Source organism: Streptomyces kronopolitis (assembly GCF_014646275.1).
Classification (GTDB): Bacteria; Actinomycetota; Actinomycetes; order Streptomycetales; family Streptomycetaceae; genus Streptomyces; species Streptomyces kronopolitis.
The window spans coordinates 37029-51880 of the sequence record NZ_BMND01000028.1 but is presented as its reverse complement, the minus strand read 5'-3'; the positions used below and the strand labels follow the sequence as shown (position 1 = coordinate 51880).

Annotated in this window: 13 protein-coding genes and 1 pseudogene; 2 read left to right on the top strand and 12 right to left on the bottom strand. The window is 72.9% G+C overall.

Annotated features, from left to right (window positions below; genetic code table 11):
- Positions 1-62: 62 nt before the first annotated feature.
- Positions 63-395 (bottom strand): hypothetical protein, encoded by a 333-nt coding sequence (locus IEY78_RS25400; RefSeq protein ID WP_189102049.1) that lies wholly within the window; start codon positions 393-395, stop codon positions 63-65.
- A 220-nt stretch (positions 396-615) separates the two neighbouring features.
- On the opposite strand from IEY78_RS25400, the pseudogene IEY78_RS25395 reads away from it, so the two are divergent.
- Positions 616-777, top strand: a pseudogene (locus tag IEY78_RS25395) (cytochrome P450); the annotation flags it as partial.
- On the opposite strand, the gene IEY78_RS25390 reads toward IEY78_RS25395, so the two are convergent.
- From IEY78_RS25390 to IEY78_RS25370, 5 genes are all read right to left on the bottom strand, one after another.
- Complete coding sequence (locus tag IEY78_RS25390; RefSeq protein ID WP_189102047.1) at positions 741-1940, bottom strand: MFS transporter; 1200 nt, start codon at positions 1938-1940, stop codon at positions 741-743. The pseudogene IEY78_RS25395 and the gene IEY78_RS25390 sit on opposite strands and share 37 nt — an antisense overlap.
- 79 nt (positions 1941-2019) lie before the next feature.
- Complete coding sequence (locus tag IEY78_RS25385; protein ID WP_189102045.1) at positions 2020-3825, bottom strand: M4 family metallopeptidase; 1806 nt, start codon at positions 3823-3825, stop codon at positions 2020-2022.
- Positions 3826-4309: 484 nt separating this feature from the next.
- Positions 4310-4600 (bottom strand): hypothetical protein, encoded by a 291-nt coding sequence (locus IEY78_RS25380; protein WP_189102043.1) that lies wholly within the window; start codon positions 4598-4600, stop codon positions 4310-4312.
- A 375-nt stretch (positions 4601-4975) separates the two neighbouring features.
- A complete protein-coding gene (locus IEY78_RS25375) occupies positions 4976-5227 on the bottom strand; it encodes a hypothetical protein (RefSeq protein WP_189102041.1) in 252 nt (83 codons plus the stop codon).
- 133 nt (positions 5228-5360) lie between these two features.
- Positions 5361-6485: a PP2C family protein-serine/threonine phosphatase gene (locus tag IEY78_RS25370; RefSeq protein ID WP_189102039.1), complete on the bottom strand. Its 1125-nt coding sequence runs from the start codon at positions 6483-6485 to the stop codon at positions 5361-5363.
- Positions 6486-6875: 390 nt separating this feature from the next.
- Here IEY78_RS25370 and IEY78_RS25365 point away from each other — a divergent pair, with 390 nt between their 5' ends.
- The gene (locus IEY78_RS25365; protein WP_189102037.1) at positions 6876-7802 is read left to right on the top strand and encodes a DMT family transporter; all 927 of its coding nucleotides are present in this window, start codon (positions 6876-6878) and stop codon (positions 7800-7802) included.
- Positions 7803-7868: 66 nt separating this feature from the next.
- Here the strand turns inward: IEY78_RS25365 and IEY78_RS25360 are convergent, their stop codons facing one another.
- The 6 genes from IEY78_RS25360 to IEY78_RS25335 all read right to left on the bottom strand — a co-directional run bounded on the left by IEY78_RS25360 (position 7869) and on the right by IEY78_RS25335 (position 14711).
- Positions 7869-9302, bottom strand: coding sequence for an aminobutyraldehyde dehydrogenase (locus IEY78_RS25360; protein ID WP_189102035.1), 1434 nt, complete (start codon positions 9300-9302; stop codon positions 7869-7871).
- The gene (locus IEY78_RS25355) at positions 9295-10608 is read right to left on the bottom strand and encodes a flavin monoamine oxidase family protein (protein WP_189102033.1); all 1314 of its coding nucleotides are present in this window, start codon (positions 10606-10608) and stop codon (positions 9295-9297) included. The genes IEY78_RS25360 and IEY78_RS25355 overlap by 8 nt, the downstream gene beginning before the upstream one ends.
- A gap of 108 nt (positions 10609-10716) precedes the next feature.
- A complete protein-coding gene (locus tag IEY78_RS25350; protein ID WP_189102031.1) occupies positions 10717-11826 on the bottom strand; it encodes an ABC transporter ATP-binding protein in 1110 nt (369 codons plus the stop codon).
- Positions 11827-11831: 5 nt separating this feature from the next.
- Positions 11832-12677 (bottom strand): ABC transporter permease, encoded by an 846-nt coding sequence (locus IEY78_RS25345; protein ID WP_189102029.1) that lies wholly within the window; start codon positions 12675-12677, stop codon positions 11832-11834.
- A complete protein-coding gene (locus tag IEY78_RS25340; protein WP_189102027.1) occupies positions 12674-13576 on the bottom strand; it encodes an ABC transporter permease in 903 nt (300 codons plus the stop codon). The genes IEY78_RS25345 and IEY78_RS25340 overlap by 4 nt, the downstream gene beginning before the upstream one ends.
- A gap of 1 nt (position 13577) precedes the next feature.
- Positions 13578-14711: a polyamine ABC transporter substrate-binding protein gene (locus tag IEY78_RS25335; protein WP_189102025.1), complete on the bottom strand. Its 1134-nt coding sequence runs from the start codon at positions 14709-14711 to the stop codon at positions 13578-13580.
- Positions 14712-14852: the final 141 nt, after the last annotated feature.

The window sequence follows — 14852 nt, the reverse complement described above, 5'->3', positions numbered from 1 at the left end:
CTTTCTGCCGTTCGCCGGTGTACGGACAGGGGCCGCGGGCGTAGCGGGCCGGGGCGCGGCGGTCAGCAGCGGTCCGTCGGCGGGGCGGAGCCCCGGCGCCGCCGGGCGCTCGCGACCAGCGCCGCACCGGCCACCACGGTCAGCCCGGCCATCGTGCCCAGGCCCATGAAGACCAGCGGCTTGGTGGGCGTCGTCACCGGGGCGGAGCGCGCGGGGGCCGTGGCGGTGAACACCGGGGCGCCGACGGGCCGTTGACCGGCGGCCGGTACGCGTACCGCGCCCCGGTGGGCGGCGACGGCCGGTCCGGCGGCGCACCACATCGCGAGGAGGGCCACGGCGAGGGCCTGCCCGAGCCGGTACCGGTTCAGGGGGCCAGGGGCGGAACGTGCGGCCATGCGTCTCTCACTTCTCCGCCCCCGAGGAGGCGGCCGGATCGGGAACTGCCGGATCCCAGGGTTTCCGGCCACCGCCCCGGCGGCGTGCCCACAGCGGCAGGAGAGTGAAGACGGCACGCCGTACGGGTGGTGCCCGGCCGTGCCGGGTGTCCGGCGGGCGCACGGCCCCGGGGCCCGCCCCGCCCCGCGCCCGAGCGATCTGGACGGGGTCCGCCGCGCTGCCCTCGGCCGGCACTTCTGCGTGGGCGCGCTGCCGGCCGCGGCCGAGGTGGAGACCGGCGTCAACCAGCTGCTCGACGCGTTCCCCGCCATGGCATTCGCGGACGGTCCCGCCCCCGCCGACGGTCAGTCCTCGCCCGCCGGGGGCCGCCGCAGGACGTAGAGCCCGACGGCCACGGTCAGCACGATGACGCAGGCGGAGAAGGTCAGGCCGGCGCCGCGCAGGCCGAGCACGAGGGTGAGCGCGCCGACGCCGACGACCGGCAGGGAGATCCCGAGATAGGCGACGAGGAAGAAGGCCGAGATGGTGCCGCCGCGGTGCGCGGCCGGTGCCGCCCGGCCCACCGCGGTCAGCCCGGCGCGGAACGCCAGGCCCTGGCCGATGCCGCCGCAGACCGCCCCGGTGACCAGTACCGGCAGCGATTCCACGGCCAGCGAGGTGGCCACCAGCACCAGGCCGACGACCAGCACCAGGCACCCGACGGGCAGCGCCCTGCGGGTACCGATCCGCTCCGTCAGGGACTGGCCCGTGGTGGACCCCAGGAACACGGTGAAGACGATCAGTCCGTCGACGGCCAGGTTGTGCACGCCCAGGGTCTGGCCGAGGAAGCTCGGCGCCACCGCGGTGAACAGACCCAGCAGCGAGAAGCCGGCGAAGGCGGCGACGGCCGAGGGGGCGAAGACGCCCCGGACCTCCGGCGGCAGCTCCAGGCCCTGCGGCCGCAGGGACCGGGGGCGGTGCGGCCGGGCGACGGTCTCCGGGAGCAGCCAGGTGGCGACGGCCGCCAGGGCCAGCAGTGCGAGGTGCACCATGAACGGCAGCCGCAGCGGCCAGGGCGCGTACTGGGCGAGAAGACCCGACAGCAGCGGGCCGCAGCCGAGGCCGCCCATGTTCGCGGCGGTGGCGGCGAACCCCGCCCGCACCTCCTGGCCGGGCTCGGCGAGTTCCAGCACCGTCGCGGTGGCGGCGCCGCTGAACAGCCCGGCGGCGAAGCCGGACAGCACCCGTCCGAGCAGCAGCATCGGCAGCCCGCCCTCGAAGAGGAAGCACAGCGCGCTGGCCGCGGACAGCCCCAGCGCGACCAGCAGCACCGGGCGCCGCCCCACCTCGTCTGAGACGTTGCCCGCGAGCAGCAGCACCGTGATCACACCCAGCGCGTACACCGCGAAGACCACGGTCACCATCAGCTCGGAGAACCCGAGCTGCGCGCGGTAGAGCCCGTACAGCGGGGTGGGAAGGGTGGTGCCGGCCATGCCGATGGCGAACACGCCCGCCGCCACCGGGTAGCCGAGCCGCCGCCTCCCGCCCGTGCGATCAGTGATCATGGGCTTCAACCTAGCCGGACGCGGAGCGTGGTGCCCCCGCGGCGTGCGGGGGCACCACGCGTGCCCGGACCCCGGAGGATCAGTGCTGGGCGGAGGGCGAGTTGGCCGCCGTCACGTTCACCGCGGACCAGGCCTTGTTCACCGTCTTGTACTCGGTGCTGGAGGCGCCGTAGAGGTCCTTGGCCGCGTGCAGGGTGGCGACCCGCGCGTCATGGAAGTCGGTCGTGGAGACCATGTACCGGGTGAGCGCCCGGTAGAAGATCGCCGTCGCCTTGGTCCGCCCGATGCCGGTCACCTTGGAGCCGTCGTGGGTGGGGGAGTCGTAGGCGACGCCGCTGATGGTCTTCTTCCCGCTGCCCTCGGCCAGCAGGTAGAAGGCGTGCGAGGAGATGCCGGAACCGGCGTGCACCTCGGTGTCGTAGGCCGCCTTCGACCAGTAGTCGACGGTGCCCTCCAGCTTGTCCAGGGAGGGCTTGTCCAGGCGGCGCAGGAACTTCTGCTGGAGCCCGAGCTTCTCGCCCATCAGGTAATTCGGCGGGTTCTTCGGGTTGTTGGCCGAGAACTCGACCGCGCTGCCGAAGATGTCCGCCAGCGACTCGTTGAGGGCGCCCGGCTCGCCGTACTGGTTGCCCTCCTCGTCGACGCGGGTGGGCCGGAGCTTGGCCGTCGCGTCGACCACGCCGTGGGTGAGCTCATGGCCCGTGACGTCCAGGACGACCAGGGGCTTGGCGAACGTCGCGCCGTCACCGTCGCCGTAGAGCATGCAGCCGCAGTCGGACGACCAGTAGGCGTTGCCGACCTTCTTGCCGAAGTGCACCAGGGCGTGGGCCCCGCGGCCGTCGTTCTTGATGCCTTTGCGGCCGAACGTCTTCTTGTAGAAGTCGAGGGTGCTGCTGATGCCGTACTGGGCGTCCACGGCGGCGGTGGCGCGGCTGCTCGTGGTGCCGTTGCCCCAGCGGTTGGTGGTGCTGGTGAACGCCTTGCCGTCGGAGAACTTCTCCGCTTCCTTGTTGCCGGCGTCCCGGGTCTCGGTGTTGCCGCGGGTGGAGTCCTTGAGGGTGAAGGACTTCTTCGCCGTCCGGGTGGTGGACAGCGGCACCTTGCCGACGAACAGGGACGAGCCGGTGCCCTTGGCCGCGGCCGGGAACCCGGGGGTCGCCGCCGCCTCGGTGCTGACGGGCGCCGCGGGGGCGGCCAGCCCGGTCGTGGGGTTGAGGTGCTCGCCCCGTGCGCGCAGCTTCTTCTGGAGCGCGGGGGACAGGAAGGAGTCGTTGGCCGGGGTGTTGCTGAGCACCGCCCCGGTCGCCGCGTCGAGGATGACGGTACGGGCACCGTCGGCCTCGGCGGTGCGGCTGTCGTCCACCTGCACCTGGTAGGCGAGCGTGGTCCGGTCGTCGCGGGCGTCCACGATCAGTTCGGCCTCGCCGGCCTGGCCCTTGGCCACGGAGGCGGCCTTCGACTGCGCCTCCGTCGCCGACAGCTTCGGGTCCGTGTCGGCCACGTCGACCTGGTGGCGGTAGGCGCGGGTGACGCCCTCGTACGCCGACTTGGCGGTCAGGTGGACGACCAGGTCGCCGCCGAGCACCGGGAGTCCGCGGTGGGTCCGGACGAAGCGGACGTGCTGCCGGCCGTCGGGGTCCACGAGGGTGTCCGTGGCCTTGAGGGTGTCCTTCTTGCCGACGCCGGTGGCGGCGGAGTGCGCGACGGCGGCGTCGCGGGCGGCGTTCACGACCTTCTGGAGGGAGGACGTCGCGGCGGGCGCAGCGGCCGGTGCGTGCTCCGTGGTGGCGGTGGCGGCGCTCGCCACCCCCGCGGTGAGCGTCGCGGCCGTCGTCACGGCGACGGCGATCGCCAGACGGTGTCTGCGTATGTGGGGTCTACGCACAGCTTGAGGTCCTTAGCGCTGTGGGGGCGGCCGGTCGTGCCAACCGCCCGTACGCGCAGTGCTGTTGTGCACCACGGGGGCCGTGGGGCCCCGCGCAAACCCTGGTATGTCTGGCATGGGCATGTAAAGAGAAATGATCAGTATGCGAGATTCCTGGGCGAAATTTGACAATTGATCAGCTTTGAGTAGCCGCAAGGTGACCAACTGTGCTCCCTGGAGGAGACATCAGATGGCGGGAATTGGTTGCTTCCCTGTCGCAGCGATCTGCGGGCTGCTACGGGGAGGCCGCCGCTGAGGACGGCGAGCCGCGGTCGGGGAACACGCGGGAGCGGCCGGGGACTCACCCGTCGGCACCGGAGAACTCGCCTGCGGGCAGCGGGCCTTCATGGCAACGCTCCCGGCCTCAGGACGAGACGGGAGCGGAGTGCGGGGAGTGCGGGGAGTGCGCGGAACGGCCGGTGGACCCGTCACCGGCGTCGCGCGGTCACTGCTGGAAGAGCTCCTCCAGTGAGGCCTCGGCCCGTTCGCCGCCGCGGGCGGCCTCGACGACGGCCTGGTGGAAGGACCGGCTGGCTTCCTCGGATGCGCACGGGACGGGGCTGCCGGCCATGGTGTACCAGTCGGTGGCCCCGGTGTACTGCACCGCTACATGGGCCTGATTCTCCGACCAGGTCGTATGGATGGTCAGATCGCCGTTGATCACGCCGATCTCCGCGGTACGCACCGCGCCGGGTAGCGCGTGTATCCCGACAGTGGTCCAAGATGCCCAGGTCATGGTGGTCCCCTCGGCGACAAGGGCTCCGGCTGGCGGCCGGGCGCGGTGACTCAAGTTTGGCACCGGAGGTCCAGTAGCGCACCGCATGCGGTGCCACGGATTCCGCTCGGCGCACGGGAACCACGGCGCCCACGGCTCTCACCTGCCACCGGTTGCTGTGGGCACGCACAAGTCACCGTCCGTGCCCGGCTTCCGGGCGGCACGATCCGCCCGGAAACCGGGTGGCGGCGACGCCGACCGCACGGGCAGTTGCCGCGGAGCCGAGGGCGGCGCACCGGAGACCGGCCCGTGGTGCTCCGCCCGCACGAGCCGTACCGGGTCCGTGCGAAGGTCGCCGACGGCCGGGCCGCGGGCCGCGGGCGCGGGGGCGGAATCTCAGTCGATGACCGTATGGAAGAAGGTGACGGCGGCGCCGAAGGCCGCGCCGCCGACGAGCGTCGCGGAAGCCGGGGTGCCGCCGTTGACGAAGGTGAGTACTCCGGCGCCGACAGCGGTGAGGGCGCCCAGGAGAAAGATCACGGCGGCGCGCTGACTCAGCAGGGTTGATCTGTTGTCGGACACATCAACTCCGATCTGCGCGGGAGCGAGGAATCGCTCGGTGCGGATGCTGATGCTCTTACTGATCATCTCATCCTTCACCAAGGAATCCCGGCAGCACACGAGGGAATTCCGCAAAGGCCACGCAATGCAGCAACGCCGGGGTGGTGGCGGCGCGGCCGTCGTCGTGCGCCGGGATCAGGTCGCTCGTCGCGGCCTCCGGTCAGCGTCCGGGGCTGTTCCCGCCGTTGCGGAACCTCCGGCGGCCCTCCGCCTGCCGGCCGATCGCCAGCACCGCCATGTCGTCGTCGCGGGGCCCGCCGGTCCAGCGTTCGACGTCCCGCACCAGCACGTCGATCAGATCCTGCGGGCCGCGGAAGGGGCCGCGGCCCGACAGCTGTTCCGCCGGGTCGTAGAACGTGCCGGTGCGGTCGCGGGCCTCGGTCACGCCGTCGGTGACCAGCAGCAGGGTGCTGCCCGCCGGGAACGGCCAGTCGGCCGGCGCGGTCCGCGGCGCGCCCAGCGTCCCGATGCCCAGGGGCAGGCCCGGATCGCGGGCCTCCAGGGGACGCACCTCGCCGTCCTGGCAGAGGTAGGGCGCCGGGTGGCCGCAGTCCAGCAGCCGCAGCCCGCTGCCGCCCGGGAGGACCTCGCAGATCAGGGCCGTGATGAAGCCCTCCAGATGGTCCTCCTCCGAGGTCTGCTCGCTCTCCCGCAGCAGGGCGCGCTCCATCCGGTCGGCCACCGCTGTCAGGTCCGCTTCCTGCTCGGCCGCCTCGCGGAACGCGCCCAGCAGCACGGACACCGCGCTCACCGCGCCCATCCCCTTGCCCCGTACGTCGGCGATCAGCAGCCGGACGCCGAACGGGGTGCGCTGCACGGCGTAGGCGTCCCCGCCGATCCGGGCCTCGCCCTGGGCGGCCCGGTAGCGGGCGGCGATGGTCAGCGGGCCGATGCGTTTCGGGGGCGCGGGGAGCACGGCGCGCTGGGCGGCCTCCGCCACCGTGCGGACGACGTCCAGGCGGCGTCCGTAGCGGGCGACCACCCGGTTGACGCCGATGCCCATGAGCGCGGCGAAGAAGGTGTTGATCAGCTCCACATACCCCACGATGTCGCCGGCGGTGCCGTCCTTCACCGTCAGCACGAAGACACCGACGATGATCACGGCGCCGATCGTCACGGTGTGCCGCAGCGAGAGCAGCGCACCGGCCGTCACGCTCGCCGCGATGAGCATCGGGTCGCCCCAGTAGTCCGCGGGCGAGAACAGGTCCCACAGGAGTCCCGCGGCGACCAGGACGGTCGGCGCGAACTCGACGTAGCGGGGCCACTCCGGGGACGGACGGGACATGGGGATTCCTGACCAGCCCTTCCTGACGCGTGGGCGCCCGCCGTGCCGCCGATCCCGCACGCGCGGCGGCGCCCGTGGGCCTGCGGTGTCCGCCCGGCGGCCGGTGCCCCGTGCGGTGCGCTGACGGCCTTCAGCCTTCGGCCCCCGGCCCTCCCCGGCCACCCGGACGGCCCGAACGTGTGTCACCCCGTTGCTGCCGGGTCCGCCGCTCCCGCCACCCCGGCGGTCACCGTCCAGCTCAGCGAATGCGGCCGCCCGGGGTCCGTGTCGCCGGGGTGTCGGCGGTGGCTGCCGATAGCGTCGAGGCCCACCACGGCGCCACACCGCCCCGCCCGAGGACCGGCGCGGCACCTCTCCCGGTGGCCGGGTGCCCGACGAGGAGGTGGGCGCGTGGCCCCATGGCCGTCCGTGGTGTTCGCGCTGCTCGCGGCGGCCAGCAACGCGCTGGCCACGGTGCTCCAGCGGCGCGCGGCCCGTACCGTCCCGCTGTCCGCCGGGCTGCGCCTGGGGCTGCTGGTCGATCTGCTGCACCGTGCCGTCTGGATCGGCGGGATGCTCGCCGTCGTCGCCGCGGCGTGCTTCCAGGCGCTGGCGCTGTCGCAGGGGGCGCTGTCGGTGGTGCAGCCGCTCTTCGTGCTGGAACTGCCACTCGCGTTGCTGATCGGCCGGGTGCTCCTGGGCGGACGGATCCCCCGCAGCGGCTGGGTGGGGGTGGCGCTGCTCGTCGTCGGACTCGGCTCCGCCCTCGCCGCCGCCGCGCCCACCATCGGCACCGCCCACGCCCCGTTCGGCCGCTGGGTGCCCGCCCTCGTGGTCTGCGCCGGGGTGATCGCGGCGGCCGTCCTCGCCGCGCTGCGCCGGGGCGCGGGCGGGGTACGGGCTGCCTGCTTCGCCGCCGCCACGGCCGTCGCCTACGCGCTCACCGCGGCCCTGATGAAGGACGCGACCCACGCGTGGCAGGTCGGCGGCCCCGGCGCGTTCTTCACCGCGTGGCAGACCTACGGGTTCGCCGTGGTCGGCGTGATGGCCATCTTCCTCCTGGAGAACGCCATGCAGTCGGGGCCGCTGACCGCCTCGCAGCCGGTGCTCACCCTCGGGGACGCGCTGGTGAGCCTGTCGCTGGGCGTCACCCTCTACGACGAGCGGGTCCGGACCGGCTGGTGGCTGCTGCCCGAGGCGCTGGGCGTCGCCCTGGTGCTGTGGGGCGCGATGCTGCTCTCCCGCGTCGCACTGGCCCGGGATCTGACGGGTGCGCAGGACACTCCCGCCGCGGCGTCCGGCGGGGGCGCCGCCGAAACCGAGCCGCCGTGCCCCTGAGCGCCGCACCCCTGAGAGCGGGGCCTCTGAGTGCGCGGCTCCTGAGCGCGGGTCCCGGCCGCCGGCTCACAGCATGACGTGCTTGACCTGGGTGTAGTCCAGCAGCCCGGCCAGGGACAGATCGCTGCCGTAGCCGGAGTGCTTGACCCCGCCGTGCGGCATCTCCGAGACGGTGGTGCCATGGGTGTTCACCCAGACGATCCCGGTGTGCAGCGCCCGGGTGGCCCGCATGGCCCGCCCGTGGTCGCCGGTCCACACGCTCGCCGCCAGCCCGAACCGGACCCCGTTCGCCAGCCGCAGCGCCTCCTCCTCGTCGGCGAAGGACTGCACGGTGACGACCGGGCCGAAGATCTCCTCCTGCACGATCTCGTCGTCCTGCCGCACCCCGGCGACCACCGTGGGCTCGTGGAACCAGCCCGCCCGGCCCACCGCGGCCCCGCCCGTCACCACCTCGGCGTGCCCCGGCAACCGGCTCAACAAGCCCTGTACGGAGGTGAGTTGAGCCTCGCTGTTGAGCGGGCCGTAGTCCGCCGGGGCCTCGTCGGGCGGCCCGGTGCGCAGCGCGCGCGCCCGGGCCGCGAACGCGGCGACGAAGGCGTCATGGCGCCGCCGGTGGACCAGCAGCCGGGTGGGGGCGGTGCAGTCCTGCCCGGCGTTGAAGTAGGCGACGGCCGCCAGTTCGGCCGCGGCGGCCTCGACGTCCACATCGTCATGGACGATCACCGGGGCGTTCCCGCCCAGCTCCAGATGCACCCGCTTGAGGTCCGCCGCGGCGGTGGCGGCGATCTCCCGCCCCGCCCGGACGCTGCCGGTGACCGCGATCAGCCGGGGCACCGGGTGCGAGGTCAGCGACCGGCCGGTGTCACGGTCGCCGCAGACCACGTTGAGCACCCCGGGCGGCAGCCGCTCCGCCGCGATCCGGGCGAGCAGCGCGGCGGACGAGGGGGTGGTGTCGGCGGGCTTGAGCACACAGGTGTTGCCGGCCGCCAGGGCTGGGGCGATCTTCCACGCGGCCATCATCAGCGGGTAGTTCCAGGGGGTGATCTGGGCGCAGACCCCGACCGGTTCGCGCCGCAGCACCGAGGTGCGGCCCTCGGTGTACTCGGCGGCGGCCGCCCCCGGGAGATTGCGCGCCGCCCCGGCGAAGTAGCGGAAGGTGTCGGTGACCGCGGGCAGTTCCTCGGACCGGAACTGCCCGGGCGGCTTGCCGGTGTCCCCGACCTCGGCGGCCACCAGGGCGTCCGCGTGGGCCTCGATCGCCTCGGCGATGCCCAGCAGGGCCCGCTGCCGCTGGGCGGGGGTGGTCAGCGACCAGCCGTCGAGGGCGGACTGCGCCGCCGTGCAGGCCGCGTCGGTGTCGGACGGCCCGGAGCGCGGCGCGCCGCCGTGCACCGCGCCGGTGGCGGGGTCGACGAGCGGCATCGAGGCGCCGGAGGCCGACGGCCGGTCGGCTCCCGCGATGTGGTTGAGGACGGGGGAGGGGGCGGCTCGCTCAGCCATGGCGCAGCACCTCCCGCGCCGCCGCGCGCCCGGTGCGCACCGCGCCCTCCATGTAGCCGGCCACCCACTGGTCCGATCCGCAGACGTAGAAGGGCGGTTCATGGGTGCCGTGCAGCGGGCCGACCGCCATCACGTCGCCGGGGCTCCAGTGCGTGACATAGCCCTGGGTCCACGGGTCGGTGCCCCACATGCGCAGATACGAGGTGAACGGCTGGAGCGCCTCCGGTCCGTAGAGCCGGGCCACGTCGGCCAGCAGCTCCTGGTCGCGGACCGCGGCGGGCATCCCCAGCAGGACGCCGTAGCGCTCCGGGGGGATCAGCGCGGACAGGATGCCCTCGCTCTGCGGCCAGGTGCTGCCGAGCACCCCCTCGCATTCGGAGAGGCCGTTGAGGTCCAGGCTGCGCCAGAACGGCTTGTCGTAGGCCGCCGCGAACTTGGCGGCGACGGCCTGGCGCTGACGGTGCAGCGAGGAGAGGCGGGCCTCGGAGACCCCGGTGACCGCCACCGAGCGGAGCGGGCCCACCGGCAGCGCGCTGACCACCGCGTCGGCGGTCAGGGTCTCCCCGCAGGCCAGGCGTACCCGGCAGCCGCCCGGGCGGATCGCGACCTCCGCGACCGGCGCCGAGAGGCGGATGCGGTGGCCGAGTTCCGCCGCCATCCGCAGCGCCACGGTCGCCGAGCCCTCGGCCACCCGCAGCCCCTCCCAGTCCTCGTAGGCGTAGGGGTCGTCACCGGGGACGGCGGCGTGCTTGCGCAGCGCGGCCAGCAGGGAGGTGCGCTCGTAGGAGCCGCTGGCCAGGGCCAGTTGGCCGATCTCCCAGAGCCGTACGACGGCCGGGCTCGCCCCTTCGCCGCGCAGCCAGGCGCCGACCGACAGCCGGTCGAGGGCCGCGGCGTGCGGCAGCGACCAGGGGTCCTCGGGGTCGACGGTCCGGGCCAGCGCCACGAACGCCTCGGTGACCTGCTCGTGGCAGGCCTGGTCGCCGGGGCCGAACCAGTGCGGCGGGTCGCCGGCCGAGACCCCTTCCGCGGTGGCCCGCGCCATCCGGCCGGGCTCGGCGACATAGCTGGGCACGAGGGTCAGGCCGAGTTCCGCGGCCAGTTCGAGGTAGGCGGTGTGCGCCCGGCCGACCACCTCGCCGCCGAGCTGGACCAGCCGGCCGTCGGGCAGCACGGCCTGTTCGACGCGGCCGCCGACCCGGTCACGGGCCTCGACGACGAGCACATCGGCGCCCGCCGCGCTCAGGTCCCGTGCCGCGGCGAGTCCGGCGAGGCCGGCGCCGAGCACGATGACGTCGTGGTTCATCAGGGAGCGTTCCTTTGCTGTCGGTGGGGCGGCGGAGGGCGGCCGCAGCCGGCCCGGCGGACCGGGCCGGGTCGAGTCGGATGGGCCGGGTCGGACCGGCCCGGTCGGCTATTCGAGGACCAGGCAGTGCTCGGGCCGCCAGCCGATCTCCACGCTCTCGCCGCCGCACCAGCGGTCCTCCATGCGGGAGCGGTCGGTGTTCTGCTCCAGCACGGACACCGTGACGTCCGGGGCGAGTTCGATCAGATACGTGGTGGTGGGGCCGGAGTAGACGGTCTCGCGGACCACTCCCCGCACCAGCGCCATGCCGGGTTCGAAGTCGGAGAGCCAGATCTTCTCCGGCCGGACCGACAGGCTGACGGCGGCGCCGTCGGCGACGCCGTCGCGCGGGCCGACCGGCAGGGCGGGACCGCAGTCGAGGACCACCTGCCCGTCGCGGTAGGTGCCGGGGACGAGGTTGGACGTCCCCATGAAGGAGGCCACGAAGCGGCTCGCGGGGTGTTCGTAGACGTCCTCCGGTGTGCCGCACTGCTCCACCCGGCCCTCGTTCATCACCGCCACCCGGTCCGACATGGTCAGGGCCTCGTCCTGGTCATGGGTGACGAAGACGAAGGTGATGCCGACCTCGCGCTGGATCTGCTTGAGCTCGACCTGCATCCGGCGCCGCAGCTTGAGGTCGAGCGCGGCCAGCGGCTCGTCCAGCAGCAGCACCTGGGGGCGGTTGACCAGGGCGCGGGCCAGCGCCACCCGCTGCCGCTGCCCGCCGGAGAGCGTGCCGGGCTTGCGGTCGCCGAGCCCGCCGAGCTGCACCCGCTCCAGCATCGCCGCCACCCGGGTGCGGATCTCGGCCCGGGCGACGCCCTTGCGCTTGAGGCCGAAGGCCACGTTGTCGGCCACCGAGAGATGGTCGAAGAGGGCGTAACTCTGGAAGACCGTATTGACGTTGCGCTTGTCGGGCGGCAGCGCGGTGACGTCCTCGCCGCTCAGCAGGACGGTGCCGGCGCTGGGGTCGGTGAAGCCGCCGATCATCCGCAGCGAGGTGGTCTTGCCGCAGCCGGACGGGCCCAGCAGGGAGAAGAACTCACCGGGGGCGATGTCCAGACAGAGGTCGTCGACCGCGGTGGAGTTGCCGTAGGTCTTGCTGATCCGGTCGAGCCGGACCGCGGGTGGGGCGCCGGCCTCGGCCGCACCGGCTCGGGGGGTGTCGATGGAGGTCATGGGTGTCACTTCCCGGAGAGCAGATCGAGGCCACCGCGGCGGCCGAAGAGCCGCGGGATGGCCAGGGCGAGCGCGATGAGGCCGATGGAGCCGGCCAGCATCAGCGTGCCGACGGCGTTGATGGTGGGCTGCACCCCGAACCGGATGGCGGAGTAGATCCGTACCGACAGCGGCTGCGGGTCCACCCCGGTGGTGAAGTAGGCCAGCACGAAGTCGTCGAAGACCAGGGCGAAGACCAGCACCGCCGATGCCAGGATGCTGGGCAGCAGGGCGGGCAGCGTCACCAGCCGCAGGGCCTGCCAGCGGGTGGCGCCCAGATCCATCGCGGCCTCCTCGACCTCCGGGTTGAGGGCGGCGATCCGCGAGCGCAGGATCACCGTCACATAGGAGATGGAGAACGTGATCTCCGCGAGCATCACGGTGCCGGAGGACAGGGTGATGCCCATGCCCTTGAAGAGCAGCATCGCGGCGACACCGGTGACGATCTCCGGGGTGATCAGCGGCACCAGCATGATCAGACCGGCCAGCGACCCCAGCCGGGTGCGGCAGCGCACCAGCCCCAGGGCCAGCGCCACCCCCAGGAGCACCGAACCGGCCATCGCCACCAGGGAGATCCGCAGACTCATGCCGAGCGACTCGATCAGCACGTTGTCGTGGAAGAAGGCGGTGTACCAGCGCAGGCTCAGCCCCTTGAAGACGGTCAGGGACTTCTGGGCGTTGAAGGAGAAGAGGACGACCACCCCGATGGGGAGGTAGAGCAGCACGAAGAAGACGGCGGTGACCGCGAGGGCGAGCCGGGGGCGGCGGTCGGTGCCGCGGCGGTGCCGGCGGTGCAGCGGGCGGAGTGTCATCGGGCGGCCTCCGCCTCGTCCTTGCGGGTGCGCCGCAGATAGCCGAGCATCCCGACGAACAGCACCGCCATCATCAGCATGGTGAGCGCCGAGCCCAGCGGCCAGTTCTGGCCCTGGAAGAACTTGTCCTGGATCAGGTTGCCGATCATGATCTGGTCCGGTCCGCCCATCAGCTGGGCACTCACGAAGTCCCCCATCGCGGGCAGGAAGACCAGGACGGCGCCGGCGGCCGCGCCCTGCCGGGTGGCCGGGAGGGTGACGAAGAAGAAGGTCCGCAGCGGCCCGCCGTACAGGTCGCGGCCGGCCTCGATCAGCGAGAGGTCCATCCGCTCCAGTGCCGCGTACAGCGGGATGATCATGAAGACGATGAAGCCGTAGACCAGCCCGGCGATCACGCCGACGCCGCTCTGCAGGATCCTGGTGTGCCCGTCCGCCAGCCCGACGGCGCGCAGCACCTTCAGCACCGGGCCGTCGTCGGACAGCACCACCGACCAGCCGTACATCCGCACCAGGTAGTTGGCGAAGAACGGCACGACGATCGCGGCGATCAGCAGATGCTTGAACCGTCCGCCGTGCAGCGCGATGGCGTAGGCGACCGGGTAGGCCACGACGAGGCAGACGGCGCAGGCGATCAGCGCGAACACCAGCGACCGCAGCAGCACGATGCGGTAGGCGGGGTCGGCCAGCGCCGTGATGTTGTCGAAGTTGAGGCCGAACCGCGGGTTGCCGAGCGGGTCGGTGGTGCCCAGCGCCAGGGTGGCCACCAGGATCAGGGAGGCGATCAGGAACCCGGTCATCCACAGGGTTCCGGGGAGCATCAGCCAGGTCCACAGCCGGGTGCCGGACGCGGAGCGGCGGCGCGGGGGCCCGGGCGGCCCGGAGGGGGTGCGTAGTGCCATGTCAGCCGGCTTTCACGTGGGTCCAGGCGGTATCGCGGGCCTGTTCGCCCTTGGGCGAGGCATTGCGGAAGAACAGATCGGCCTTGAGGTCGTCGGGGGAGACCAGGCAGTGCGGGAACGGCCGCACCAGCGCGGCGTAGACGTCCTCGCTGCCGTGGACCGGCATGGGGTAGCCGATGTATGTGACGTTCTTGCGGACGTTCTCGGGCCGCAGCATGTAGTCGATGAAGAGCATCGCGGTGCCGGGGTGGCGGGCGTTGGCGGGGATGGCGTAGCAGTCCGAGTTGATCGGCGCGCCCTCGCGCGCCACCTCGAAGCCGAGCACGGAGGGGTCCTTCGCCTGCCCCAGCATCGCGGCCATGTCGCCGCTCCAGGCCTGGGTCATCGCGGCGTTGCCGTTGAGCAGGTTGTTGTAGCTGTCGCTGGAGAAGCCGCGCAGCCGGGGGCGGAGGTCCTTCAGCGTGTCGGTGATCCGGGCGAGGTCGCGCGCGTCGGTGGTGTCCAGGTTCAGGCCGAGCTTGAGCGCGGCCATCCCGAGTACCTCGTCGCGGTCGTCGAGGACGAAGACCTGGCGCCTGGCCCGGTCGTTCCACAGGTCGTCCCAGGAGCCGGCCAGGTCGTCGCCGATCCGGTCCTTGCGCCAGCCGATGCCGGTCTTGTACATGGTGAAGGGGACGGTGTGCGCCGAGCGGCGGTCGTACCAGGGGTCGGCGAAGTACTGGTAGTGGTCGAACACCGCCCCGCTGTTCTTCAGCCGGGAGTGGTCGATGCGGCGCAGCCGGCGTCCCTGGGTGAGGCGCTGGGCCCATTTCGCGGTGGGGAAGATGATGTCGTAGCGGTTGCCGGCGTTGAGCTTGGCGGCCATGCCCTCCATCGAGTCGAAGTTGGACTGGATGACCTTGACGCCGTATTCCTTCTCGAACCCGTCGAAGACGGCCGGGGCGACGAAATCCGCCCAGTTGAAATACACCAGGTCACCGTCGGGCTTGACGTCGATGGGCCGGTCCGGGTCGCCGAAGGCGTTGCGGTCCTCGGGCAGAAATCCGCACCCGGCCAGGCCCAGGCCGAGGCCCGCGGCGAGGCCCGAGCGCAGCACCGCACGGCGGGAGGGGGGTGGGGTTTCCTCGGGGGACATGGGGTCCTCTCCGTAGGGATGGAGCTGTTCCAGGGCACGGTCGCGAGGACACGGAGGCCCTGTCCTCCGTGCGGGACCAACAGCCGTGGCGCGTGGCGGCGCGCCGTGGGGGACGGCTGGTACAGCTGCCTCAGCCGCGGG